Genomic DNA, 25,097 nt, shown 5'->3' with positions numbered 1-25,097 from the left:
TGATGTGACTGGAAAGACGCCTTCGCGAGCAGGCTCGCTCCCACAGGTTTTGCGGATGGACCGCCGTTCAGGACAAGCGACAAAACCAAATGGTCGCTGCATCTATTGGAAAACAATGTCGGATCTGAATTATCCCGCTTGTTTTCACAAACCAATCAGATCGGCAAATTAAGCTTCACCTAAGCTTCCCCCGCTAGCATCCCGGCTCATCAACCTGTCGTCTTGAGCCGTGGATGAGTCCCTCCGACATGAAAGCCTTCGATCTGCCTACCCAGCCGCATCCCGACTTCAGTCTTGTTCTGGTCAATTACAAAACCCCGGACATCACCCGCATGTGTCTGGAACTGTTGCGCGAGCATGTTCAGGCGCAGGGCATTCCAGTATGGGTGGTGGATAACGATTCGGCGGATGCCAGCCTCGATTATTTGCGTTCGCTGGACTGGATCAATCTGATCGAGCGGCCGTCGCCCGGTAAGGAAATGGGGCATATTGCCCATGGCAAGGCGCTGGATCTGGCCTTGGCGAAAGTTGAGACCGATTATTTGTTTCTGCTGCACACCGATACCTTTGTCTACGACATGGAAGTGTTCGCGATGATGATGCGCGAATGCACGAAAAGTGCGGACATGGCGGCGGTCGGTTGTGTTGAGCAACTTGATCGTGGGTTACTGCGTGATACCTGGCGGTTAACTTCGCGGTTCTGCAAACATCATGTTCGTCGGCTAAAAGTTCATTTCGGCCTGCGTTCGAAACCACCACGCCCGTATAAAGAAACGCATCTGAAAAGTTTCTGTACGCTGTGGAATGCGCGTTTGATGAAGTCGCTCGGGCTGCACTTCTGCATGGATGAGGAGGTGCCTGGTTACACGCTTCAGGATCGAATGGTCGGGTTGGGCTATGGCGTCAGGTTCCTCTCGCCGCGGAAGATTTTCCGCTATCTGGATCACATCCAGGCCGGCACCGTCGCGGCGGCAGGCACATATGGCAAGGATCATCGCCGTACAAAAATGTACCAGCAGACACTCAAGCGCTTGCAGGGGCAGCATGGCAAAACCGGTATGCAAGCTTCGACTTGATCGAAAACAATAAAAAAGGGCGACTGCAAAGTCGCCCTTTTTGTTTGCAGATTCTGTATACAACTTTCGTCAGTAGTGGAGTTCGCCCAGTGTTACGGCCTGGCAATCCTTGCACCGGTAAAGAGCCCTGACACTGGGCGAACGCCGAGGATTTTAATTCAAACAAGTGGACCTGTCGTCATGGGCAAACATGAAATTTTTGCACTGAAAATTTAAAAACTGTGTTTTACCGATTTATCCCGGGAATTGTCTTACAAAAAACTTTATATGATTGCTCTCATACATAAAGTTATACAAGAGCAATAAACTTGTAGAGTTAATACTCAACTATCGTGCTGACTGGTCACTTTCAGGATATCGGTGTAAGTGACAATAACGCTCTGCCCTACTTTCAGATCTTTCAACTTGGCCTGAATCTCCGGCTTCTTCACATCGAGCGTCTTCGATTGTCCGGACGGATCTTGGAGGGTGACCTGATTGGTCTTCAAATCGATTTTGCTGATTTTCAGCTGCACCTGAACCTGACGATAGGCCTCGCCGCCCGGGTTATCGCTGCCCGGGGCCTTGCGCAGTTCGCCGGTACGTTCGGTGGTGCCTGGCAGACCTTTATCCACGTCTGTATCGAGATAAGCGGCGACAGATCGCTGCACCTCGATCTTCACCAGGTCCCCTACTTTGAGATTGGCAAGATTTTTCGCTTTGTCGCTGAGCTGAACGTGGACCTGACGTCCCTCGGGGCCTTCCAGCACGACCTGGTGATGGGCCGGGTCGACGGCGAGCACTTTGGTGGTAACGGAATCGGCCTCAACGACGGCGGATAACGGAATGTCGGCAGCTAAAGCGCCGAAACTGGCAGCAGAAAGCAGCGTTGCGAGAGTGATGGCCTTGGCCAGAGCGTCGAGCTTCATATGCATTACTTTCCCTGTGATGAAATGGCGACGCCCACCGCCGAAACGACTTCAGCAGCAGGCGTGCCAGTGAGCATAGACGCTGTTCAGGGCTTGACTTGGGTTTGTGGCCCACGGGTATGTGGCTTGGCAGTCTCTTGGGCGGTGGATTCGCCATCCGGCGTGCCTTTGCCGCTGTCCTGCCGCTGCTTGGGATCGGTCGGGCGCAGGGCATCATTGTCGCGCTCGGTTTCGCCGGCCGGGCGTGGCTCGTCGGGGTTGTCGTTCTGGTTGTTGGTGGTATTCATGGCAGGAGTCCTCAGGCTTCGGGATCTTCGAGTTCGCGGGCGACGTTGACCTCGGGTGACTGCTTGTGCAGATCGTCGGCTTTGGCGCGCATCAACTGCCATTGCTCAAGATCGATTGCGCCTTGGCCGAGCAGGTCATCGGCGATGCGTTGCAGATCGAGGTAGTGAGCGTCAGGGGAGTTCTGCCAGTAGGCTTGATCGTCGAACAGGCGCTGCCAGGTGTCGAGGTCTGGGGGTTGCAGGTCGTCGCTCATGGGTGAGTCCGAAAATGGCGGGTTTCTGGGTAGAGCGGAGAGCGCTGGCGAGAGTTCCAGTCAGTTAACTCAGCGGTCACAGCGCTGACGCTTTCGCGAGCAGGCTCGCTCCCACAGGGAAGAAAGCGGTGCCGCCGTTAATACCCGGTCATTTCCAGATAGCCTTGGCCAGGATGGCTGCCATCAATCTTCACCGGCCCTTCCCAGTACGGGATACGCAAATCCATCCACGCATTGCGGTTGATCGCGTCAACGCTGATATCGAGTTTCTTGTCAGGAATGCGGATCGACCATTTCACCGGCATCGGTCGATCGGCAACCTTTGCCGTGTCCTGCGGCACAAGGCTGATCTGCTCGCTGCGCAACGTCTGAATCTGCCCGTCAGCGGCGATCCAGGTGCCGGTCAGATAAGGCGCGCCGGTCTTCTGCCGCATGCGATAAAGCATCACGTGTTCGCCGCTGTCCAGATGCAGCGAGAACCAGTCCCAGCCAGTTTGATTGGCGGTGAGTGGCTGACTGCTCCACTCGCGATCGAGCCACGCCGGGCCGCTAACGGTGTAGGCCTGGCCGTCGATCTGCAGCGTGCCGCTGGCCTGGAAAAATGGCTGGCTGTAGTAATACGACGCCTGGCCTTCTTCGGATTTTTGGCTGAAACCGTTGTCGCCCTGCAGCACCAGCGGTCGGCTGGAGGTAAGGCGCAGTTGATAAGCGAAATTCTTGTCACGAGCACTGAGTTGCATATCGCTCAACGGATCCTGCGCCTGACTGGCAAACATCCAGTCATCGATCCACGCCTCGAACGGCGCCAAGCGCACGCCGGCCTGGCCTACTCCGCCCCGGGCGTAGCGCTCGGCGGCATGATGCACCGAGCGCGAAGTGACTGCCGCATGGCCCAGCCAGATCGTTTGGTTGCCCCAACCGGCCTGCTCGGCGACGGGTTTCAGGGCGCTGCGAAACAGCGTCCATTGCACGCCGAAATCATTGCCCTGCTGATCCTTGAGGTTGGCGGTGACGTACCACCACTCAATGCGAAAACCATCATGCGCGCCATGATCGGCCGGGAAGCAGAATACCCGTCCGGGCACCACCGGGGTGAACGATTGCGCCTGATCGCCCATGCCGGCAAAGCCCTTTTCCTCCGGTGCAGGCTGATCGCAGCCAGCCAGCAGCAGCGCAATCATCAGCACGAGCCATTTAGTCCTCATGGGCAAACGTCCTCAGCAAGTCCGCCGGTTGTGTGCGGTACAGCGAATACAGCGGCCATGCCGAAGCCAGTAAAGTCGCGAGCAAGGCCAGGCCCATCAGTTGCAACAACTGCAACGGGAACACCCGCAGCGGCAGTCGCCAGCCGAACGCCTGCACGTTGATCACCGCATCGAGGCACCACGCCAAAGCGATGCCCAACGGCAGCGCCAACAGCAACGTCAATACGGCAAGCAGCCAGGTCTGACCGAGGTTGAGCAGCATCAATTGTTTGCGTGTAACGCCCAGCGCCCACAGCGGTGCGAGCTGACTGAGGCGACTCTGGCTCTGGGTCAACAGACTGATGAACAGCGCCACACCGGCCACGGCCAGGGTCAGGCTGTTCAAAGCTGCTGTCGCAGCAAATGTGCGTTCAAAGACTTGGACCGACCACCCCTTGAGCCGCGCCTGATCGACGATGCGGTTGTCATCCAGCGCAAACCGCGCCTGCAAGGCGTTGAGCAGCGCCGGAATCTGCGCTGGGTCGATACGCAGATTGAAGCGGTTCGGCGTGAGTTGCGGCCAGCCGCGCAGCAGGTGCTCACTGCTGATCAGCACGTGCCCCTTCGGATTGCCGTAGTCGGCGTAGATGCCGACGATGCGCGGCGACCATGTGCCGTTCGGCGTGGGAATGTTCAGATGCTCGCCCGGCTTCACTTTCAGGCGTCGCGCCAGTTGTTCGCTGAGCATCACCGCATCGTCCGTGGCCAGTTTGCCCCACGGATCGCTGCCACTGCTGTCGAGCAACGGCCAATGCTGGCGATAGTAGGAGTGGTCGATGATGCCGTAGACATCGGCCGGCCAGCCTTGCAGCGTCACCGAAACCTGCCAGTTGGGCAGCACAGCGGTCACGTCGGGCTGCTGCTTGAGCCAACTGTGCATCTCGCGGGCCTGCGCCGGATTGGCCGGGTTGATGTACAACTCGGCGCTCAGGCGTTGTTCGAGCCAGTCGTTGAAGGTCTGGCGAAAACCGGCGGTCATGCTACCGGCGCCGATATTGGCGGCGAGCGCCAACAGCAGCGCCATCAGCGCCAGACTCAGGGCTGGCAGTTGCTGGCGGCAGTCGGCGAGAAACCACTGGCCGAGCACCGAACGACTGCGCCCGAGCAACGGGTTCAACAACGCGCTGAGCAACACCGGCAAGGCCAGAGCGGCACCGAGCAACAGCCCGGCCATGAGCACGAAACCGCTGCTCAGGCTGTCGCCCCAGATCAGCGCTGCCAGCGCAATTGTCAGCAGCGCTGTCGCCAGCCAACCCTGTCGGCGCAACCAGCGCGAATACTGTTGATGCCACGCCTGCGGATCGGCCACCGCCAGCAACGGCAGGCGCGCCGCCCGCAGCAGACTGTTGGCCCCGGCCAGCAACGCGCCGAGCAGGCTCAGCCCTATGCCGCTGAACCACCACCAGGGACTCAAACGCAACTGCCCCGCCACTTCCGCGCCATACAGACCGCGCAGGCTGGCGGCGACGTCCGGCAGCAGCACGCTGGCCAGCCAATAGCCGCTGATCACACCGAACAATCCGCCGATCAGCGCCAGCACACCCAGTTCAACCACCAGACACGCAATGAGCATTCGTGCACTGACGCCACAGGCGCGCAAGGTGCGCAGCAAACCTCGGCGCTGTTCCAGAGCGAGGCCGATGGCGGCGTGGACGATGAACAGGCCGACCAGAAACGACAGAAATCCAAGGGCATCGAGATTGAGGTGAAAGCTCTCGGTCAGCCGCGCGAGGTTGTTTTCTTCGCCGCTACTCTTGAGCTGCAAGCGATCATTGAAACTGGCCGGTAATTCTTGATGAAAGTCCTTGGGTAGCAGCAGTCGCGACAATTGCTCGGGTTGTTCGAGCAGGCGTTGCGCTACGCCGATGTCGACCAGTAACAGGCCCGGCGCCATGTCCTTCTGCGCGAGCAGTGGCGGCAGGGTTTGGCCGTTTACGGTTTGCGGTGTATCACCTTCGCGTAAGCCGAGCATTTGCATCGTGTCCGGGGAAATCCAGGTGCTGCCCGGCGGGCTGAAAAACTCGACGATGCGCTCGATCGGCATCGCCTGCCCGGCTACTGCCGAATCCGACGGCAGCGACACCGGCTCGATCCCCATCACTTGAATGCGTTGATCTTCCTGGCCCTTGAGCGTCAGCCGGCCCTGCAACACCGGTGACACTGGCCAGCCCTGACGGCGCAATTCGATAAACCAGCGCTGTGGAAACAGCGCCCCATTCGGCGTGCTGAGGCTGGCCTGCGGTTCGCCGCCGATCATCTGGCTGGCCCGCGCGTAGCTGTCACGTGCCTGACTGTTCAGCGCCTCGACGCCGGTGAGCAGACTGGTGGCCAGCCACAACCCGGTCAGCACGCTGAAAAACTGCACTGGATGGCGCCGCCAGTGGCTGAGCAGCGCGCGCAGGGTTTGGCGCCAGATCATCAGGCGACCCGCCCGTTCGACAACACCACACGCTGGGCCAATCGCGCCGCGACGCGCTGACTGTGGGTGACCATCAGCAGGGTCGTCGGCGTGTCATCGAGCAATTCCAGCAACAGCCGCAGCACTTCATCGCTGGTCGCTTCATCGAGGCTGCCGGTGGGTTCATCGGCCAACAGCAATTTCGGCTGCGAAGCCAATGCTCGGCCCAAAGCGACTCGTTGCTGCTGACCGCCGGAGAGTTGCTCGGGATACCGCGAGAGCAGATCGCCCAGACCCAGACGCTGCACCAGATGCGCTTGCCAGCGCGGCTCATGGCGCCCGGCCAGGCGCGCCTGAAAGGCCAGATTGTCTTCCACGCGCAGACTGCCGATCAGGTTGAACTGCTGAAACACCAGACCGATTTCCGTACGTCGCCAGTTGGCCAGTTGCGCTTCGCTCATGGCTTCCAGACGATGTTCACCGCTGCGGATGCTGCCGCTGTCGACCTTGTCCAGCCCCGCCACCAGGTGCAGCAGCGTGCTTTTGCCACTGCCCGATTCGCCCATCAGCGCCAGGCTGCCACCTGCTTCAAGCGTCAGGTCGACGCCTTGCAGCACCGGCAACAATCCCTGTGGCGTGGCATAGCTTTTGAAAACGTCGCGAACCTCAAGCATGGGCAAACCCGATCAGTGAACCTGGGCCTAGGATAGCGGCCCTGAATGGTTTTTGTCCGCTGATGATCATCGTCAACCCAGCGCCGCGCCTTAAGCTGCTGGCTGTTCGGCCATAACGATAATAAAACCGGAGACACCCATGCCCCGTTTCATCCTGAGCCCGCGCGGCCTGCTGACCTGCCTGATCACCGCTTGCCTGAGCCAGCCGTTGCTCGCTGCTGACGGTCCGGTGGCGCCGAGCGTGCAAACCGCCGCAAGCAACGCTGCCGTACTGCAAACCCTGCCTTTCAGCGACCGCACCGATTTCGAATCCGTCAGCAAAGGCTTGATCGCACCGTTCAAGGGCCAGATCAAGGATGCCGCCGGCAAAGTCATCTGGAACGTCAATGCCTATGATTTCCTCGCCAAAGACAAGACGCCGGAATCGGTCAATCCGAGCCTGTGGCGGCTGGCCCAACTCAATGCCCACGCCGGTCTGTTCGAGGTCAGCCCCAAGCTGTATCAGGTACGCGGTCTCGACCTCGCCAACATGACCATCATCGAAGGTGACGACGGGCTGATCATCATCGATCCGCTGACCATGGCCGAAACCGCCAGGACGGCGCTGGATCTGTACTACGCCCATCGCCCGCGCAAACCCGTCGTCGCGGTGATCTACAGCCACACTCATGTCGATCATTTCGGCGGCGTGCGCGGGGTGATCGACGAGGCCGATGTCAAGTCCGGCAAGGTCAAGGTGTATGCGCCAGCGGGCTTCATGGAACACGTGATGAGCGAGAACGTCATGGCCGGCAATGCCATGAGCCGCCGCGCGCAGTACCAGTTCGGCAGCCTGTTGCCGCGCAGTGAAAAAGGCCAGGTCGACGCTGGCCTCGGCAAGAGCGCGCCCAGCGGTGGCACGGTCACACTGATCGCGCCTACCGATCTGATTGCCGAGCCGTTGGAAACCCGCACCATCGCTGGCCTGCAAGTCGAATTCCAGCTGACCCCAGGCACCGAAGCGCCCGCGGAAATGAACCTTTATCTACCGCAGCTGAAAGCCTTGTGCATGGCCGAAAACGCCACGCAGATGATGCACAACATCCTCACCCCGCGCGGTGCGCAGGTGCGTGACGCCAAAGCCTGGTCGCAATACCTCGATGACAGCCTGGCCCGCTACGGCGACAAGGCCGACGTGCTGTTCGCCCAACACAACTGGCCGACTTGGGGTGGTGAGCGCATTCGTACTTTGCTCGCCGATCAGCGCGACATGTACGCCTTCATCAACGACCGAACCCTGCACTTGCTCAACCAGGGCCTGACGCCGCTGGAAATTGCCGAAGCAATCAACAAACTGCCCGGCTCACTCGATCAGAAGTGGTACACCCGTGGTTATTACGGCTCGCTGAGTTTCAATACGCGCGCGGTGTATCAGCGCTACATGGGTTTCTACGACGGCAACCCGGCCAACCTCAATCCGCTGCCGCCGGTGGATGCGGCTAAACGCTCGGTCGAGGCCATGGGCGGTGCCGCGTCGGTGCTGGAGAAAATGCGCAGTGCGATGGCCAGCGCTGACTACCGATGGGCCGCGCAGTTGGGCAACCAGTTGCTGTTCGCCGATCCGGACAACGCGGATGCCCGCAACGCTCAAGCCGAGACGCTGGAGCAGTTGGGTTATCAAAGCGAGAACGCCACCTGGCGCAACATGTACCTGACCGGTGCGATGGAACTGCGCAACGGCGTACCACCGCAGTCTGCCAATACCGTATCGGTGGACATGGTCCGGGCGATGAGTCCGGAAATGTTCTTCGATTACCTCGCGGTACGCCTGGACAGCGACAAAGCCGTGGCCCATGACCTGACGCTGAACTGGACGTTCGACGATGTGCAAAAGGATTTCACCCTGACCCTGCGCAACGGCGTGCTGACTCACCGCGCCGGCTTGAATCCGGCGGCGGATGCGAGCGTCAGCCTGAGCCGCGATACGCTGGAGAAGATCAGCCTGAAGCAATTGGACTTCCCGACGGCGATGCAAAAAGGGCTGGTGAAGTTGCAGGGCAATGGTCAGAAATTCGGATTATTGATGGGCAGCCTGGATACGTTCGGGCCGCAGTTCAATATCGTCACGCCTTAGGCCAAACGCCCCTCATGCCTGACCGGGATTCAATCTAAATTGCTTCGGCGTAATCCCGAACTGTTTGCGAAACGCGCGGATAAAGTTGCTCGGCTGGCGATAACCCAGCCGCTCAGCGATCCGCTCGATCGGTTGATCGCCCGCCGTCAGCCAGTGCCGCGCCATCGTCAGATTGTCCTCACGCGCAGGCGCGCAAGTTGCAGCGTGCCAGTGGCGCAGCATGCTCTGGTGCAGAAACGGGTTGGCGCCCAGCAAGGCCTGATCGAGCCTGGAGCGCGGCAAGGTCAGGCACAGATGCTCGCCCTGCTCGACCGCGATACCCACTCCACGCAGCCAGCCACCGGCCATTTGCGCGGGGCGCAGGCTGACACTCACAAACAAATCTCCAGGCGCCCCGCCGAGTCGACGGGCAATGTTGCGCACCAGCGTTATCACTGCCGCATCCAGAGCGAAATGATGCAACTGCCCCTGCTGCGAACGCAGGCGCAAATGAGCGAAATCGCCTGCCTCGTCCAACTCCACCGCAACGTAATTGATCACCCTTGGCAAGCAGTCGATGAAGCACTTCAGACTGGCCCGCAGGGTCGCGGCCGAGTCGAGCAGAATATTCAGTCCTTGCAGGCAATCGGTCGCCATCCCGTCGGCCAGTTCGCAGCCAAACGTCGGCGCTACCCCGGCCCATTCACACTCACGCCACAACCGTTCAAGCGCTTGTGCGGCGATCAATTGATGCTGCCCGGCGAGCACAGACGGGCAGATCCCGATGCGCGTCATCAAGCGTTGCGGGCACAGCCCGGACTGGCGAGCATGCGCGAGAATCGTGCGGGTGAACGCGCTGGAGGCGAACAGAGGCTGAGACATGAAGGCGGCCATCGAAGAACAGGCGTGTACTTATGCCAGCGGACGTGCTATCGATCCAATGCATTAAAAGTATTCACAAAATGCAGGAGACGCATGATGGATCTTCGCCAGCTTCGCCACTTGGTCGCCCTCGCTGATTACCGCAACTTCGGTCGCGCCGCCGAGGCGATCAACCTCAGCCAACCGGCGTTCAGCCGCAGCATCCAGACTCTGGAGCGTGACCTTGACTGCGAGCTGGTCGAGCGCAGCAGCCGTGAGTTTCGCCTGACCGGGCAAGGCCAACTGGTGCTGCAACATGCGCGGCGCCTGCTCGCTGGCAGTCAGGCGCTGCACAACGAATTGACGCAATACAACGGCCTCACCGGCGGCGAACTGCAATTCGGTTGCGGTCCGTATCCGGCGCAAGTGCTGGTGCCGGAAGCGCTGGCCGACTTCATTGATGCGCATCCGGCGATTCGCACGCGGTTTCATCAGGGCGACTGGCAGCAATTGACGCTGTGGTTGCGCGAGCAGCAGATCGAGTTTTTCGTCGCCGATGCGCGGCACTTCGTCAGCGATCCGCAGTATGAGGTACACCTGCTGCGCACGCGGCCGGGACGGTTTTTCTGTCGCGCCGGCCATCCGCTCCTCGCGCAACGAGACCTGCGATTGCGCGCCCTGCTCGATTACCCGATCGTCGGCACGCGCATTCCACCGATGATCCGCAAGGTGCTCGCCGATATCCTCGGTGAGCAGGACTTCACCCCGAGCGTCGAGTGCGCACAATTTGACGCGATCCAGCGCGTAGTGCTGCGTTCAGACGCGGTGGGGCTCGCCACGCTTGAGGCCTTGCGTGAACAACTTGATCGAGGCCTGATCGAGCTGCTCGACTTTGTCGACGTCCCCCATGACGAGCCTGCGCTGCAACTGGGTTACGGCATCGTCAGCCGCGCCGGTTTTACCCTGACGCCAGCAGCGCGGGCGATGATCGAGGCGATCCTCAGCGTCGATCAGCGTTTGCTGGCGGCTAACGGAGCTACGGGAGACGCGCGCACAACATGAGCAAAATCGATCCGCAACCCGTCAACGCTTTTTACGCGCCGACCCTGCTGCCGGCCATTGAAGAATTGCTCGCGCGCGGCGTTACCCAAGACGCCATCGAAGCGCAGCTGCGCCGCAGCCTGTTCGATCTGCGCACGCCGTTCACGCGCATGCCGCTGCTGATGTCGCGGCGCTTCTGGGCGTTTGCCGTGGAACAGAGCGGGGATCCACTGATCGGTCTGGCGGCGGGTGAACGTTTCGTTTCGACGGCCACCAACGGGCTGACCTATCTGTTCGATGTCGCCGTGTCGCTGGAACGTGCCTGTGCGTTTTTCGCCGAGTACTTTGCGTTTTTCAACGGACATTTCCGTGTGCAAATCCTGCGTGAAGATGACGGCGTAACACTGCGTCTGGTCGAAGCCGGCAGTCTGGGTGCTCCAGCGGCGCTGACCGATTACATCCTTGTCAGCCTGTGCAGCCTGGTACGACGCAAATTGCTCGCCAGCGGCGTGAATCGTGATCCGGTGCTAGGTGTGGCACTGGCATCGGCAAGCCGCAAGCAGCATCAATCGGCATTGCGCGCCCCGGTGAGCGCAGAGCAGTCATGCGCGGCGATTTATCTGGATCCGCAGCTGTTCGTGATGCCGTTGACACTGGGCAATCCGGCATTGGAGACAACGCTTGTCGATCTGCTGGAACAGACCCGACGTCTCAGTGAATCGACCTTGCTCGGACAGCTCAGCGATTATCTGATCGAAGATCTGGCGACAGCGGATTGGCAGCAGTTCTGTGTTACACAGCATTTGCTTGAGCGCACGGCGGCAAGGCGTTTGAAGGCGTTGGGCTGGACTTTCAGCGAACTGCTTGATGAGCATCGCCGCTATCGTGCCGAGGACCTGCTGCAATCCGGGGCGCTGGAGCTGGTCGAAGTGGCTGATCGGTTGGGTTACAGCGATGTGCAGGGATTCAACCGGGCTTTCGCGCGCTGGCTGGGGTGCGCGCCTGGGGAGTATCGGGCGCGGTGGCTGAAGCTTTGAATTGGCAGGTGTCAGTGCTGGCCCCATCGCTGGCAAGCCAGCTCCCACAGAGGCCAGTGCTGACACAGGATTTGTGAACAACCTCGAACCCTGTGGGAGCTGGCTTGCCAGCGAAGAGGCCCGCCCGAGCAACCCAAAACTCACTGCCCCGCAGCCACACTCGCCGGTGCCCGCTCAGGGGTGACGATGCTGCCCAGATCAATATGCTTCCACTCAGGCTTGGCCCCCAAGCGCGCATTGAAGCGGTAGTTGAAAGTGAACTCATCCGCCGTCGGCACGCTCAGCGGTTTGCCATATACCGCTTCAATCCCCGCAAGGTCATAACCCATCACCTGCAACAGCGTCGGAAAGATGTTGTAGTGGCTGGAGCGGTCCTTGTTTGCCGGCAGATTCGCCGCCCAGTCCGGCGCCTGCAATCCACGGCCCTGAATCACCACCAGCGGCACCAGCCCTTCCTCTTCCACCGGGTCGCCGCCGCAATGGGTATTCAAGCCCGGGTTGCCACGCTCATGCAGATCCTGGCCATGATCGGAGGTATAGATCAGCAGCGCATTGTCCAGATTGGCCTGGGCAAACACCCGGGCGAAGAACTCGCCAACGTTCCACAACAGCGTGTTCTTGTAGGCGTTGCGATACAGCACCCAGTCATCTGGCTGGCCATTGAAACCGGGGCGTTCACCAGTGTCGGCGACTTCGGTGAACTGCCCGCGCGGCAGCGTTGGCCGGTAGGCCATGAACGCGTCCGGGTATTTGTCATGCACCGGAAAATGCGCGCCGACCTTATTGATCACGATCAGCTCGGGGCGATCGTCGTTGAGCAATTCGATCAGCTTCGCCGCTGCCGCCATATCGCGGTCGCGCACGCTGGTCTGGTCGAATTGCACGAAACTGTCGATGTCGTTTTTCTCGGCGGCGGTCATCAGGTTCTGCAGGTTGCCGGCCGTGCGTTGGGCGTCGATGTACACCGTGCCGAGCCCGGCCTTCTTCGCGTACTGCCAGATCGACGGCAACGTGCTGTTGATGCGCCTGTAATCGGCGCGGGTGCCGCCGTAGCGCAAGGTGACGTTGGTGTCGGCGCTGCAGTTGGCAATGGACGCGGCATAACCGAAGTTGAAGACATCGACCCCGGCCGGCGCTTGCTTGAGGTTGCTGTGCACGCCGAACGGCGCGTTGATGTCGAGGTAATTGCCGGAAATGCTTTCGTCGATGATCAGCACGATATCGTGGCCGACGGCAGGCGTGGCGCGCGCAAGCGTCACCGATTCACGCGGGCCGACGGTGTCATGCAACGCTTCGTAAGCAAACAGGTTGAGGTAGGCCAGCGGCGTGTACATGATCGGCAGACCACGTGCGCCCTCACCCGCACGTAAAAACAGCAAAGCGCTGAGCATCAACACGCCGATGACCGGAGCCGCTACTCGCAACGTGTTGGGTATGAACAGCGCATGACGCGGCTTGAGCCCGATGCCGAACAACAGCAGCAAGCCACTGAGCAGCGCGCGCAGGATCGCGTCGCGGTACTGATAGGCCGCTTCCTGAATGAAGCCGCCGGAGTACACCAGCGAGACAAAATCGCTGTACCTCAGGTAATCCGCCGTGACCCGGGTATAGACATCGAAAAAAACCGCCGCCACAAACAGCGTTAATGCGAACGCATGTCGAACAAGAGCCTGACGTATATAGGCAGTTAGATATAACGCGAAAGTAAGCGCCAAAAACATCGCGCCAAAAACAAGTACATTAAAACCCCACCCGATAGCATTTAACCGGTCCAGATAGTAGTCGGAAAAGAGCAATAAGTAGGCAACTAAAAGCAGTTCCTTGGCGTATTTGAACATGGCGATACCGGCCGTCCGAAATGGGAGGTTGTCAAAGCTTTGTCGGTCAGAACCTGACACTAGCACCCGGCCATCAAAGCGCAAGAAATGACTGATAGCCGGGTAAAGCGTCAAAAAAACGGTGACTCAAATCTGACACACCCGGGGGGATGAAAGCCTTTAATTTCGGGGACTTAGACCGTCTGTCGGTTAAATTGAATCTGAACAAATCTGCAAAGAAAGAACAAATTCAATCGCAGCAATGACTTGATGGCCAATCGCCAAAAACGCCTCAAGTGTTATACCCGTGCAACATGTCATTTTGCTGACACGCTTTTCAAACCCTGCGCTATACCCCTTTAACAATCTCATTCCGTAGTTAACTTTTCTGGTTTTATTGAGGTGCGCAGATGGACGTGAGCGTATTTGGCACTGGCTATGTCGGACTTATACAAGCCGCTGCACTTGCCGATGTCGGTCATCGGGTTTTATGCATTGATATTGATCCGAACAAGATCAAACAACTGCAACAAGCGGTACCGCCCATCAGTGAACCAGGCCTGTCCGCAACACTTGAAGAAAACATCAAGGCCGGGCGCTTGTTGTTCAGCACCCAGGCCAGTGATGCGGTGACTCACGCCGAGCTGATTTTCATCGCCGTCGGCACCCCGGCGGACGAAGACGGCTCAGCCGACCTCAGCCATGTACTCAACGTCGCCCGGCAGATCGCCGGCCTGATGGAGGCCGATCGCACGCTGATCATCAAATCCACAGTGCCGGTCGGGACTGCCGATCAGGTTCTGGCCACGGCCACCAACGAATTGCTGCAGCGCGGCAAAACCGAGCTGCAGGTGCGCGTGGTATCCAACCCGGAATTTCTCAAGGAAGGCAGCGCCCTCGCCGACTGCATGCGCCCGGACCGGATCATCATCGGCACCCGCGACGACGCTGCCCGCGAGCAGATGAGCGAGCTGTACGCGCCGTTCTGCCGCAACCACGAAAAACTGATGTTCATGGACAACCGCAGCGCCGAGCTGACCAAGTACGCGGCCAACGCGATGCTCGCCACCCGCATCAGTTTCATGAACGAACTGGCCAATCTCACCGAGCTGCTCGGCGCCGACATCGAAGCGGTGCGCAAAGGCATCGGCTCCGACCCGCGCATCGGCTATCACTTCATCTATCCGGGCTGCGGCTTCGGTGGCTCGTGCTTTCCCAAGGATCTGCGGGCCTTGCTGCACACCGCCGAACACAACGGCATGCCGCTGAAACTGCTGCGCAGCGTCACCGACGTCAATGACAGCCAACGGCACATCCTGTTCAGCAAATTGCGCGCGCAGTTTCCGCAAGGCCTGGCCGGCAAATCCATCGCCGTCTGGGGCCTGGCGTTCAAACCGAACACCGACGACATGCGCGAAGCCCCCAGCCGTTACCTGATGGACGCGTTGTGGGCCGAAGGCGCCAGCGTGCAGGCTTATGATCCGGAAGCCATGTCCGAGTGCCGGCGCATCTACGGCTACCGCAACGACCTGCACTTGTGCGCGACCCGCGACGACACCCTTGAAGACGCCGACGCGCTGGTGATCTGCACCGAGTGGAAAAACTTCCGCGTGGTCGATTTCGAACTGCTCGCCGAGAAGCTGCGTTCGAAGGTAATCATCGATGGGCGCAATCTCTACAACCCGGAACAAGTAGCCGCCGCCGGCCTGCATTACAGCGGCATCGGCCTGCGCCACATCGCCCCCGAAGGGCTGCGGCCATGAAAATTCTGGTGACCGGTGCCGCCGGTTTCATTGGTGCCCATTGCGTCCTGCGCTTGCTGCGCGACGGGCATTCGGTGGTCGGCCTGGACAATTTCAATCACTACTACGACCCGCAGCTCAAGCACGACCGCGTGCAGTGGGTGCGCGAGCAGGTCGGCGATTTTCCGCTGGCGACGGTGGATCTGGCCCACGCTTCAGCGATCGATGCGCTGTTTGCCCGCGAGCAGCCACAAGTGGTGATCCATCTGGCTGCGCAGGCCGGGGTGCGTTATTCGCTGGACAATCCACGGGCGTATCTGGACAGCAACCTCAACGGTTTCCTGAACATTCTCGAGAGCTGCCGCCACCACCCGGTCGAGCACCTGATCTACGCCTCGTCGAGTTCGGTGTACGGCGCCAATCAACACACGCCTTACTCGGTCAAGGATGGCGTCAACCATCCGCTGTCGCTGTACGCCGCGACCAAGAAAGCCAATGAACTGATGGCGCACAGCTACAGCCATCTGTTCGGCATTCCCTGCACCGGCCTGCGCTTTTTCACTGTGTACGGGCCTTGGGGTCGGCCGGACATGTCGCCGATCCAGTTCGCCCGGGCGATCAGCGAAGGCGAGCCGCTGAAGCTGTTCAATTACGGCGAGCACCAGCGCGATTTCACCTACATCGACGACATCATCGAAAGCATCGCACGCCTCATCGATCAGCCACCGCAAGCCAATCCGCAGTGGGATCGCGAGCAGCCCGACCCGGCCAGCAGCATGGCGCCGTGGCGTCTGTTCAACATTGGCGGGCAGCAGCCGGTTGCACTGAAAACCTACCTCGCGCTGATGGAAAAACATCTCGATCGGCAAGCCATTGTCGAGCTGCTGCCGCTGCAACCGGGCGACGTGCTCAACACCTGCGCCGAGGCCAGCGATCTGGCCCAGGCCACCGGATTCCAGCCCCGGATAGAACTGGATGAAGGACTGGGCCGCTTCATCGCCTGGTTCCGCGACTACTACCCCACTGCCCGTGCGCCGCTTGCGGCTGATTGAATGCGGAGGACGCCATGACTGGACATGAAAGAAGTGTGTCGATTGCACAGATGCGCCCTGACAAGCGCGTCGACCCGGAACATCGCATGCGCCTCGACGCAGCGATCCACCGCCAGGGTCGCGGCTGGCTCAGCGGCCGCGATGGCGGCCGCCCATGGCAGCTGTCGCGGACCAACCGGGTGGTCGCCTGCCTCGGCGCGCTGACGATTCTCGTGCTGATCTCGCCAGTGCTGCTGGGCCTGGCCCTGGCCATCAAGCTCACCAGCCCGGGGCCGGTGCTGTTCGTGCAGAAACGCACCGGTTATCGCGGGCGCAAGTTCGGCATGTTCAAGTTCCGCACCATGGTCAGCAACGCCGAAGAACTCAAAGAGTCGCTGCGCCACCTGAACAAACACGGGGCTGACGCCATCGACTTCAAGATCGACAAGGACCCGCGCGTCACCGGCATCGGCAGTTTTCTGCGGCGCACCAGCCTCGACGAGCTGCCCAATCTGATCAACGTAGTGACCGGCGACATGCGCCTGGTCGGCCCTCGTCCGACCTCGTTCAACGCCTACCGCTACAAGGACAATCACCTCGCGCGTCTGGCGATCTACCCCGGCATGACCGGTCTGTGGCAGATCTCCGGACGCAGCAACATCGACTTCGACCAGCGCGTTGAGTTGGACCTCAGCTACATCGCCGAGCAGAGCCTTCTGCTTGATCTGAAGATTCTGTTGAAAACCCCCTTCAAAGTATTCAGCGGCCACGGAGCAAGCTAATGGACGGTTCAACCAATAAAAGCCTGAGCATCGCCAGCCCCAGCGAATCGAATCTGACTTCGACCGTGCTGGATCTCGATCTGCGCATTCTGTTCCTGACCGCCGCCAACCCCGGCGCCGGCACCACCACCAGCGCTCTGGCACTGGCCAGTCAGCTGGCGCAGATGAGCAGCGGCCAGGTGCTGCTGGTCGACGCCAGCCAGTCGGCGAACAACCTCACCCAGCAGATGAACCTCGGCAAGGAGCGCGGCCTGCGCGACCTGCTGTTCAACCCGGGCAACCCGCCGCTGTTGCAGGACTGCGTGGTGCAGGTCTCGAGCCTGCCCTTCCATGTGCTGCCCAACGGCCGGCCGATCCGCACGCTGGAACACCTGACCGCCGAGCGCCTGAGCCCGTTGCTCGACCAGTTGGGCAGCCAGTACCGCTTTGTGGTGATCGACGGCGACGCGGTGTATTCCGCCGCCGACACCCTGGTCATCAGTACTCAGGTCGACGGCGTGGTGTTTGTCGTGCGCGCCGAAGACACCCGCTGGGAAGTCGCCCAGGCCGCTGTGCAACGCCTGACTCAGGCCGGGGCGAAAGTGGTCGGCAGCGTGTTCAACCGGCGCAAGTACTACATGCCCAAATGGCTTTACAAAAACCTGTAAGCGAACGCAAAGGATGACGCCATGAACGCCAGAATGCTTGTCCTGCTGTTGCTGCCGCTTGCGGGCTGCTCCAGCACTTCCGACACCCAGAACATGCCGGTGAATATTCTCACCGCCTCCCCGGCCAACGCCCAGGCGACCGATATGCCGAAGATCGAGCAGACCCTGCGCCCGCAGGATGTGCTGGACGTGATCTTCCATATCAGCACCAGCGGCTCGGACGCTTACCGCGTGCAATCGGGCGACCAGATCGGCCTGAATTTCACCGCCGCCAGCCAGCTCAACGGCAATCAACTGGTGCTGCCCGACGGCACCATCGAACTGCCGGGCGCCAACACCTCGGTGAAAATCGCCGGGCTGACCAGCGAAGAAGCGCGCCAGGAAATCCAGCGCGTGTATCAGCGCAAACAGCTGTTCCAGCCCAACCGCAACCAGCTCACCGTGCAGATCATCAGCCCGCTGAGCAACGAGCAGAACCTGAAAAGCGCCCTCAATCACCCGGCCACCGGCATGAGCCGCGAGATCACCGTCGGCACTGACGGCTACGCGAGTTTTCCGGAAATCGGCGCCGTACCGCTGCAAGGCATGACCGTCAATCAACTGGAAACCTTCCTCAACAAAAAGTACGCGCAACTGCCGGGCCGCATGACCGTGGACGTGTTGCTCAAGTCAACCGCCGGCAACGAGATCTACGTGCTGGGTGAAGTCGCACAACCGGGCTCGTATCCGATCCGCCGGCCGGTATCGGTCCTCGAGGCGCTGACCCTGGCGCGCGGTACCAACGTCAAGGCGCGGCTGGATTCGGTGGTGATCATGCGGCGCAACGGCAATCAGGTGAAAGCCGTGCGCTACGACGTCGAAAAAGCGCTGTCCGGCGACGCCCCGCAAATCGCCTACCTGCAACCGGACGACATGCTCTACGTGCCAAAAACCAAACTGGCCAGCGCCGGCGAACTCGCCCGCCAACTGGCTGATGTGGTGCTGTTCCAGGGCGTCGGTTTCAGCTTCGGCTACCGCGTCGACAACAAAGACAGTGACAACTAACTCACAGGTGACCGACATGAACCCAAAGGAAAACTACCTGCATGAGTTCTTCAGGATTTTCTTCGCCAACAAGCAGTTGGTGAAGCGCGTCTTCCTGACCTTTGCAGTCATCGCCCTGCTCCTGCCGTTGCTGCTCAAACAGAGCTTCGATATCACCGCGCAGGTCATCGTGCAGTCGAAAAAACTCTCTCAGGGCGACGCCACCACGTCGCTCACGGTGGACAACGCCACCTTCATTCCGCCGTCGCTGGCGGACATGGAAACCGAGAGCAACATCCTCCGCTCGCCAGCACTGATCCGTCAGACCATCAGCGAACTGCGCGACAACGGTGAATACAGCCCGCCACCCGGGGTGTTCGCCAAGTTGCTTGGCGAACCGTTCAAGCGCTACGTCTCGACACCGCTGCGCGAGTACGTCATCAACCCGCTGCGCAACGGGCTCGGCATGGAAACCGATCCGGTGCGTGACACCACCCTCGACGCCCTGACCCAGCAAGCCGTCGACAGCCTGAAAATCGAAACCCTGCCCGGTTCCAACGTGATCTCGATCACCTACAGCTTCCCGGATCCGCAGCAAGGCACGACGTTTGTCAGCGCCCTGCTGCAGAACTATCTGGTCAGCCGTCAGGCCCTGCAATCGATCGACTTGCCGCAGTCGTTCTACGAGACCAAAAAGCACCAGTATCAAGTGCGTCTCGATGGCCTGGAAGGTAATCGTCAAGCACTGCTGGAAAATGTCGGCGCAGCGGATCCGAAGGAGGAAATCACCTTCCGCCTCAACGCCATCAACACTGAAGAACAGGCGCTGAACCTGTATCAGGACCGCCTGCTGCAAAGCCAGCGCTGGCTCGAATATCTGAAAACCGCGCTCGCCGCCGCCAGCAGTAGCAAGCTCAACGACTACACCTTCCCCTACACCTTCACCACCACCGTCGACAACGTGGCGTTCGAGGACCGGGAAATCAAACAGATGGGCGAGCAACTGACCAGCCAGGTCAGCCGTTACATGAACGATCTGGCGGTGTTCCAGCCCGGCAGCGAACCGATGCTGTTGACCCGCGAGCAGATCGCCCGCACCCGTCAGCAGTTTCTCAAAGTGGTGAGCAACCGCATCCAGGAACGCACCGCCGATCTGGCCGTGGTCAAGCAGGTGATCGAGCAGAAAACCGCGCGCATCGCCGAGTTCAAGAACCGCATCCGCGACCTGCAGCAGACCCAGAGCAAACTGCGCCAGATGGACACCGAGATCGATGCGCTGCACGCAGCGTTCTCGACCTATGCCCAGCGTTTTGCCGAAAGCAGCACAACGCGCTCGCTCAACGATGACCTGTCCAACGCCCGGGTACTCAGCCCGCCGTTCGAACCGACCGAGGCAGCGTTCCCGAAACCGCTGCTGATCATCCCGTTCGGGCTGTTCACCGGTCTGCTGCTGGCAATCGCGTTCGTCTACGTGCGTGAGTTCTTCGATCACCGCTTCAAGCATCCGGCGCAAATCAGCCATGAGCTGGGTCTGCCGGTCTTGTTGGTACTCAACGAAGAAACGTCACAGCCGGGCAATCCGCACAAGAACTGGACCATGCCGAGCCTGGTTCACTGGGTGCGCAATTGAACGCGGTGTCCACCCCAATCGTCGCCCTGCCGATCATTCATTTGCTCAGCAGCGGCGGCTTCTACGGGGCCGAGCGGATGTTGCTGGATCATTGCCTGGCCACGCCGGGGCAGCACCAGGTGCTGTTCCTCGACGCACCGCCTGAGCTGATCTCGCGCTTTCGCGAGGCTGGGGTGGACGCTCGCGCTTGTTCAGGGCCGGGCGAGCTGTTGCGGCACTTGCGTCAGCGCCGTGGCGACAAACCGTTGCTCAACACCCACAACTTCAAAGGCCTGCTGTTCGGCTGGGTCGGCGCCACGCTGTTGCGCCTGCCGCTGGTGATCACTCAGCACGGCTTCACCCCACGCAGTCGCAAGCAGAAGTTCTACACCTGGCTAAGCCTGCAACTGTGCCGCACGGCATCGGTAAAACGGGTGGTTTGCGTGGCGCAAAGCATCGCCACGCTGCATCTGAAGGCCAGCGTGCGCGCGGAGAAGTTGCAGGTGATTCCCAACGGTTTGCCAGCGGCGCCAGCGACGCCGCCGCTGGCAGAGCGGCAACGCTGGCTGGCCGGTTACGTCGGGCGGTTGAGCAGCGAGAAAGGCCCGGACCTGTTCCTCGATGCGCTGATCGCATTGTGTCACCAGCATCCGCAACTGGACGCGGTGATGCTCGGTGACGGACCGGAACGCGAGGCCCTTCAGGCGCGTATCGATGCTGCCGGGTTGCAGCAGCGGATTCGCCTGCCGGGCTACCAGACGGCGATGCAAGGCTGGTGGCAGCAACTCGATGCGTTGGTGATCAGCTCGCGCACCGAGGGCACGCCAATGATTCTGCTCGAAGCGATGCAGGCCGGCGTGCCGGTGGTGGCGTTCGCGGTCGGCGGTATTCCCGATGTCCTGCAGGACCGTCACAACGGCCTGCTCGCGGCGCCGACGGATACCGCCGCCCTCGCCCGCCAGCTCGACACCTTGCTGGCCGAACCGAAGCTGGCCGCGCAGTTGCGCGACAACGCCAGACGCACCCAACAGGAGCGCTACGACCTCAAGGCTTTGGCCGAACGCTGGTCGCAGCTGTACATCCACACGGCACGGGAGACACGCGCATGATTTTCCCGCTCTCGATCGTCAGTCTGTTCGCCCTGGTCAGCCTCGGTCTGCTGGCCAGTCCCTGGCCGTATCTGGCGCCGGGGGCTGTGATTGGCCTGGTCGGTTTCACCGTCCTGTACCGCAAGCCGACATGGGGCCTGCTCGGCATTGCCGCGCTGGTGCCGTTCGAAGGGTTCTTCAAGGACAGTTCAGTGTCGGGAAGCAAGTTGCTCGGCGCCTCCCTGGCGGTAATCGTGATGCTGCAACTGGCGCTGCACCAGATTCCGTCGCAACGCCTGCGCAGCAACCTGTGGCACTGCCTGATCGGCTTCATGGTTCTGTATTTTCTCAGCCTGCTCAATACCGATGACATGGGCATGTCGCTGGGGCATCTGCGCGAACTCAGCGTTGGTCTGGTGCTGTTTGTCATTACCTTGTTGATCGGCCGCGAACTGAACCTCGACCTGTTCGCCCGGCTGGTGACCCTCGCCGTCACCGCGACCTGCGCCATGGCGATGTTCTCGGCGAAGTTTCAGGATCAGGGCCGCGCCGCCGGCCTGCTCGAAGACCCCAACGCCTTCGCTATGCTCATCGCCTTCGCCATTCCTCTGGGTCTGCTGCTGGTGATCCGCAGCCCGAACCTGCTGCACCGCTTGTTCTGGGGCACCTGCTGCCTGCTGTTGCTGGGCGGCATGACCAAGACCGAATCGCGCTCAGGTCTGGTGGTATTGGCGTTGAGCCTGCTCATCGGCATTTGGCACTACCGCGCGCAACTGACCCACATCCGCCCACGGCACCTGGGTTTCGTCATGCTCGGTGCGGCCATCGTGATTCCGCTGGCGATCTACGCCATGCCGGCCGGTTACATGGCGCGGATCCAGTCATTGAGCATCCTCAGCGCCGGCTCCAAGGCGCAGGACGAATCCCTCGGCCGCCGTGCTTCCTACATCGTCGTCGGCGGCCAGATGATCCGCGAACATCCGGTGCTCGGCTCCGGTCCCGGGACCTTCCCGTTGCATTACGCGACCACCGGTTACGCCAAGGCGTTTTCCGCCAACCGCAAGATCGGCGATCTGTACCGCCGCGCCCACAACACCTATCTGGAAATCTTCAGCGAACTGGGCGTGCCCGCCGGGCTGTTCTTCGTCGGCATGCTCGGGCTCGGTCTGTACAACCTGATTCGCGCGCGGGCGGCGTGGATGCTGCGCGGTGATGGACATCGGGCGGACATGATGACCCACATGGGGGTGAGCTTTCTGTCGCTGACCCTGTTCCTGATGTTCCTCAGCGCGCCGAACCAGAAATACGTGTGGATCATGCTGGCGCTGACCAGCGTCCTGCGCATCAAGGCCGAGCAGGCGCCACTGACCCCGGAGACGCAGGCATGAAGAGGATCAGCATCGTCATCCCGATGTACAACGAGGCGCGGCACATTGGCCGTACCCTGCTCGCCGCGCAGAAAGCCGCACACGCGGCCAATGTCGAGTGCGAGCTGATCGTGGTCGACAACGGCTCGACCGATCAGGGTCCGCAGATTGCCCGGCAGTTCGGCGCAACCGTGCTGAGCTTGCCGGGGCTGTTGATCGGCGCGCTGCGTAATCGCGGCACGGCGATCGCCAGCGGGGAATGGCTGGCCTTCATCGACGCCGACGTGGAAATGCCGGAAACCTGGTTGCAGCCCTTGTTCGACATCCAAGCCAGTGGCCAGGCCGATGTGTTCGGGCTGGACCTGCATACGCCGGCCGAGGCGCCATGGTTCGCCACGGCCTGGCAGCGGCGCACTTCGCAGCCGTCGCACCGCGTCAGCCACAGTGTCGATTGGCTGCCCAGTTCCAACCTGCTGATGCGTCGCGACTGGTTCGACAAGGTCGGCGGTTTCAACGAGGCCCTGCGCACTGGCGAAGACAAGGAATTCACCCTGCGCCTGCACGAACAGGGCGCGCGTCTGCTGTCGGTCAATGACAAGGTCGCGCTGCACTGGGGTTACGAGATGAACTGGCGCGAATGGATGGGCAAGGAAATGTGGCGCCAGGGCAGCCATCTGCAACTGCTGCGCACCCATGGCATGAGCATGCGCCTGCTGCGCTTTCCAATATTGTCGTTGTTGGTGTGGATCCTCGATTTCCTGGCGATTTCCGCACTGCTAGACGGCTTTCCCCATCACGCGGCGGTGATGGTCACCCTGACCGTGATCCCCGGTCTGGTCCTGAGCGTTCGCCAGAGCATCAAGCACCGCGATCCGATTCTGCTCCTGCAACTGTGGGGCCTGCACTGGCTGCGCCTGCACCTGGCCGGCGCGGCGTTCATTTTGAGTCTGTGTCAATGGAACGCAAGGAGGCCTGCCCGTGGCTGAGTTCATTTTCTGGATGTGCCTGTTGCTGCCCGTCTACGCCTACGTCGGCTACCCGCTGTTGCTGACGATCCTCGCGCCGCTGTTTCCAGCGTGGCGACACACGCCGGCGCCGCCGCTGAACGTCAGCATCGTCATCGCCGCGCACAACGAGGCGCGGCATATCGAGCACAAGTTGCGCACGCTGCTGGCCCAGGATTATCAACCGGCAACGCTGCAGATCATTCTCGCCAGCGACGGCTCTACCGATGACACCGTGGCCTGCGCGCACAAAGTGATTGATCCGCGCATCACCGTGCTTGACCTGCCGCGTCAGGGCAAAGCCGCCACGCTGAATGCCGGCGCGGCCCTGAGCAGCGGCGACATTCTGGTGTTCACCGATGCCGACAACCAATGGTCACGCGACACCCTCGGTCACTTGCTCGCGCCGCTGAGCGATCCACAGGTCGGCGCTTGCGCCGGGCACATGGTGATCCCGGTCACCGGTGGCGGTCTGAGTGTCGGCGACAGCCTCTATCGGCATTACGAAGGCTGGTTGCGCCGGGTCGAGAACCGCACCGGTTGCATGGTCTCGGCCGACGGCGCCCTGCTCGCCCTGCGCCGCGAGCTGTTCCAGAACGTACCGGCCGAGGTCAACGACGACTTCTTTATCAGCACCTGCGCGCCGGTAGCCGGCAAGCGCATCGTCTACGTTCCCGAAGCGCAAGTGATCGACCATGGCGTCGACGAGGCGGACAAACAGTTTCGCCGCCGTCAGCGCGTCACCGTCGGCGGCCTGCAAAGCCTGGCCCAGCGCCGCGAGCTGCTCAACCCGCTCAAGCATGGCCTGTATTCCCTGGCGTTGATCAGCCACAAATTGATCCGCCGCCTGGCGCCGGTACTCCTGCTGCCATTGCTGCTGAGCAATTGCTGGCTGTGGGACGAGCACGCTTTCTATCGCCTGAGCCTGATCGCGCAACTGTTCGGCTACAGCGTGGCAATTGCCGGGCTGCTGGATGCGCAACACCGCTTGCCGAAACCGTTCCGCCTCGCCGCGTTTCTGCTGGTCACCCTCGCCGGGATGAGTCTCGGCCTGTGGCAGTTCCTGCGCGGTCAGCGGTATGCCCAGTGGAATCCGGAACAGAACCGTTAAGAGG

At 60.9% G+C, this 25,097-nt stretch carries 22 protein-coding genes; 14 read left to right on the top strand and 8 right to left on the bottom strand.

Translation table 11 applies throughout. The features are described from left to right. Positions 1-248: 248 nt before the first annotated feature. Complete coding sequence (locus tag ACZ9BE_RS08165) at positions 249-1,076, top strand: glycosyltransferase family 2 protein (protein ID WP_056784574.1); 828 nt, start codon at positions 249-251, stop codon at positions 1,074-1,076. A 323-nt stretch (positions 1,077-1,399) separates the two neighbouring features. Here ACZ9BE_RS08165 and ACZ9BE_RS08160 read toward each other — a convergent pair whose 3' ends face one another. The 6 genes from ACZ9BE_RS08160 to ACZ9BE_RS08135 all read right to left on the bottom strand — a co-directional run bounded on the left by ACZ9BE_RS08160 (position 1,400) and on the right by ACZ9BE_RS08135 (position 6,841). Further along, the gene (locus ACZ9BE_RS08160; protein WP_056784570.1) at positions 1,400-1,984 is read right to left on the bottom strand and encodes a hypothetical protein; all 585 of its coding nucleotides are present in this window, start codon (positions 1,982-1,984) and stop codon (positions 1,400-1,402) included. Between the two features lie 86 nt (positions 1,985-2,070). Continuing rightward, a complete protein-coding gene (locus ACZ9BE_RS08155) occupies positions 2,071-2,271 on the bottom strand; it encodes a hypothetical protein (protein ID WP_150635715.1) in 201 nt (66 codons plus the stop codon). 11 nt (positions 2,272-2,282) lie between these two features. After that, on the bottom strand, positions 2,283-2,525 hold the full coding sequence (locus tag ACZ9BE_RS08150) for a hypothetical protein (protein ID WP_056784562.1): 243 nt from the start codon (positions 2,523-2,525) through the stop codon (positions 2,283-2,285). Between the two features lie 137 nt (positions 2,526-2,662). Beyond that, on the bottom strand, positions 2,663-3,730 hold the full coding sequence (locus tag ACZ9BE_RS08145) for a lipocalin-like domain-containing protein (protein ID WP_476249208.1): 1,068 nt from the start codon (positions 3,728-3,730) through the stop codon (positions 2,663-2,665). Beyond that, complete coding sequence (locus ACZ9BE_RS08140) at positions 3,720-6,188, bottom strand: ABC transporter permease (protein WP_476249207.1); 2,469 nt, start codon at positions 6,186-6,188, stop codon at positions 3,720-3,722. The genes ACZ9BE_RS08145 and ACZ9BE_RS08140 overlap by 11 nt, the downstream gene beginning before the upstream one ends. Next, positions 6,188-6,841 carry an ABC transporter ATP-binding protein gene (locus ACZ9BE_RS08135; RefSeq protein WP_016774109.1) on the bottom strand — a complete coding sequence of 218 codons (654 nt, stop codon included), beginning with the start codon at positions 6,839-6,841 and terminating at the stop codon, positions 6,188-6,190. Before ACZ9BE_RS08135 ends, ACZ9BE_RS08140 begins: the two co-directional genes overlap by 1 nt. Before the next feature lie 139 nt (positions 6,842-6,980). Here ACZ9BE_RS08135 and ACZ9BE_RS08130 point away from each other — a divergent pair, with 139 nt between their 5' ends. Then, positions 6,981-8,954: an alkyl/aryl-sulfatase gene (locus tag ACZ9BE_RS08130; RefSeq protein ID WP_476249206.1), complete on the top strand. Its 1,974-nt coding sequence runs from the start codon at positions 6,981-6,983 to the stop codon at positions 8,952-8,954. Positions 8,955-8,966: 12 nt separating this feature from the next. On the opposite strand, the gene ACZ9BE_RS08125 is transcribed toward ACZ9BE_RS08130, so the two are convergent. Then, the gene (locus ACZ9BE_RS08125) at positions 8,967-9,815 is read right to left on the bottom strand and encodes a helix-turn-helix domain-containing protein (protein ID WP_476249205.1); all 849 of its coding nucleotides are present in this window, start codon (positions 9,813-9,815) and stop codon (positions 8,967-8,969) included. A gap of 96 nt (positions 9,816-9,911) precedes the next feature. On the opposite strand from ACZ9BE_RS08125, the gene ACZ9BE_RS08120 reads away from it, so the two are divergent. Next, positions 9,912-10,856 (top strand): LysR family transcriptional regulator, encoded by a 945-nt coding sequence (locus tag ACZ9BE_RS08120; RefSeq protein WP_476249204.1) that lies wholly within the window; start codon positions 9,912-9,914, stop codon positions 10,854-10,856. Then, positions 10,853-11,872 carry an AraC family transcriptional regulator gene (locus tag ACZ9BE_RS08115; RefSeq protein WP_476249203.1) on the top strand — a complete coding sequence of 340 codons (1,020 nt, stop codon included), beginning with the start codon at positions 10,853-10,855 and terminating at the stop codon, positions 11,870-11,872. The genes ACZ9BE_RS08120 and ACZ9BE_RS08115 overlap by 4 nt, the downstream gene beginning before the upstream one ends. 140 nt (positions 11,873-12,012) lie before the next feature. On the opposite strand, the gene ACZ9BE_RS08110 is transcribed toward ACZ9BE_RS08115, so the two are convergent. After that, complete coding sequence (locus ACZ9BE_RS08110) at positions 12,013-13,710, bottom strand: sulfatase-like hydrolase/transferase (RefSeq protein ID WP_476249202.1); 1,698 nt, start codon at positions 13,708-13,710, stop codon at positions 12,013-12,015. Between the two features lie 389 nt (positions 13,711-14,099). On the opposite strand from ACZ9BE_RS08110, the gene ACZ9BE_RS08105 reads away from it, so the two are divergent. From ACZ9BE_RS08105 to ACZ9BE_RS08060, 10 genes are read left to right on the top strand one after another with little or no spacing between them, the layout of a single operon-like run. Further along, positions 14,100-15,452, top strand: coding sequence for a UDP-glucose dehydrogenase family protein (locus tag ACZ9BE_RS08105; RefSeq protein WP_252869170.1), 1,353 nt, complete (start codon positions 14,100-14,102; stop codon positions 15,450-15,452). Next, positions 15,449-16,483, top strand: a complete 1,035-nt coding sequence (locus ACZ9BE_RS08100; protein WP_041478601.1) for an NAD-dependent epimerase — start codon at positions 15,449-15,451, stop codon at positions 16,481-16,483. Before ACZ9BE_RS08105 ends, ACZ9BE_RS08100 begins: the two co-directional genes overlap by 4 nt. Positions 16,484-16,497: 14 nt before the next feature. After that, positions 16,498-17,244, top strand: coding sequence for a sugar transferase (locus ACZ9BE_RS08095; protein WP_016774101.1), 747 nt, complete (start codon positions 16,498-16,500; stop codon positions 17,242-17,244). Further along, entirely contained in the window at positions 17,244-17,891 is a 648-nt protein-coding gene (locus ACZ9BE_RS08090) for a CpsD/CapB family tyrosine-protein kinase (protein ID WP_024012451.1), read from the top strand. Before ACZ9BE_RS08095 ends, ACZ9BE_RS08090 begins: the two co-directional genes overlap by 1 nt. A 21-nt stretch (positions 17,892-17,912) precedes the next feature. Further along, positions 17,913-18,935 (top strand): polysaccharide biosynthesis/export family protein, encoded by a 1,023-nt coding sequence (locus ACZ9BE_RS08085; RefSeq protein ID WP_041478599.1) that lies wholly within the window; start codon positions 17,913-17,915, stop codon positions 18,933-18,935. A 16-nt stretch (positions 18,936-18,951) separates the two neighbouring features. Beyond that, positions 18,952-20,544, top strand: coding sequence for a GumC family protein (locus tag ACZ9BE_RS08080; protein WP_041478598.1), 1,593 nt, complete (start codon positions 18,952-18,954; stop codon positions 20,542-20,544). Further along, on the top strand, positions 20,541-21,632 hold the full coding sequence (locus tag ACZ9BE_RS08075) for a glycosyltransferase family 4 protein (protein WP_476249201.1): 1,092 nt from the start codon (positions 20,541-20,543) through the stop codon (positions 21,630-21,632). Before ACZ9BE_RS08080 ends, ACZ9BE_RS08075 begins: the two co-directional genes overlap by 4 nt. Further along, a complete protein-coding gene (locus tag ACZ9BE_RS08070) occupies positions 21,629-22,999 on the top strand; it encodes an O-antigen ligase family protein (RefSeq protein ID WP_095179533.1) in 1,371 nt (456 codons plus the stop codon). Before ACZ9BE_RS08075 ends, ACZ9BE_RS08070 begins: the two co-directional genes overlap by 4 nt. Then, a complete protein-coding gene (locus tag ACZ9BE_RS08065; protein ID WP_476249200.1) occupies positions 22,996-23,964 on the top strand; it encodes a glycosyltransferase family 2 protein in 969 nt (322 codons plus the stop codon). The genes ACZ9BE_RS08070 and ACZ9BE_RS08065 overlap by 4 nt, the downstream gene beginning before the upstream one ends. Then, complete coding sequence (locus tag ACZ9BE_RS08060) at positions 23,957-25,093, top strand: glycosyltransferase family 2 protein (protein ID WP_150635726.1); 1,137 nt, start codon at positions 23,957-23,959, stop codon at positions 25,091-25,093. The genes ACZ9BE_RS08065 and ACZ9BE_RS08060 overlap by 8 nt, the downstream gene beginning before the upstream one ends. Positions 25,094-25,097: the final 4 nt, after the last annotated feature.

This window comes from Pseudomonas sp. TE9122 (assembly GCF_056278925.1).
Note: the sequence above shows the minus strand (reverse complement) of the source record. Positions and strands in the feature narration are given on the sequence as shown.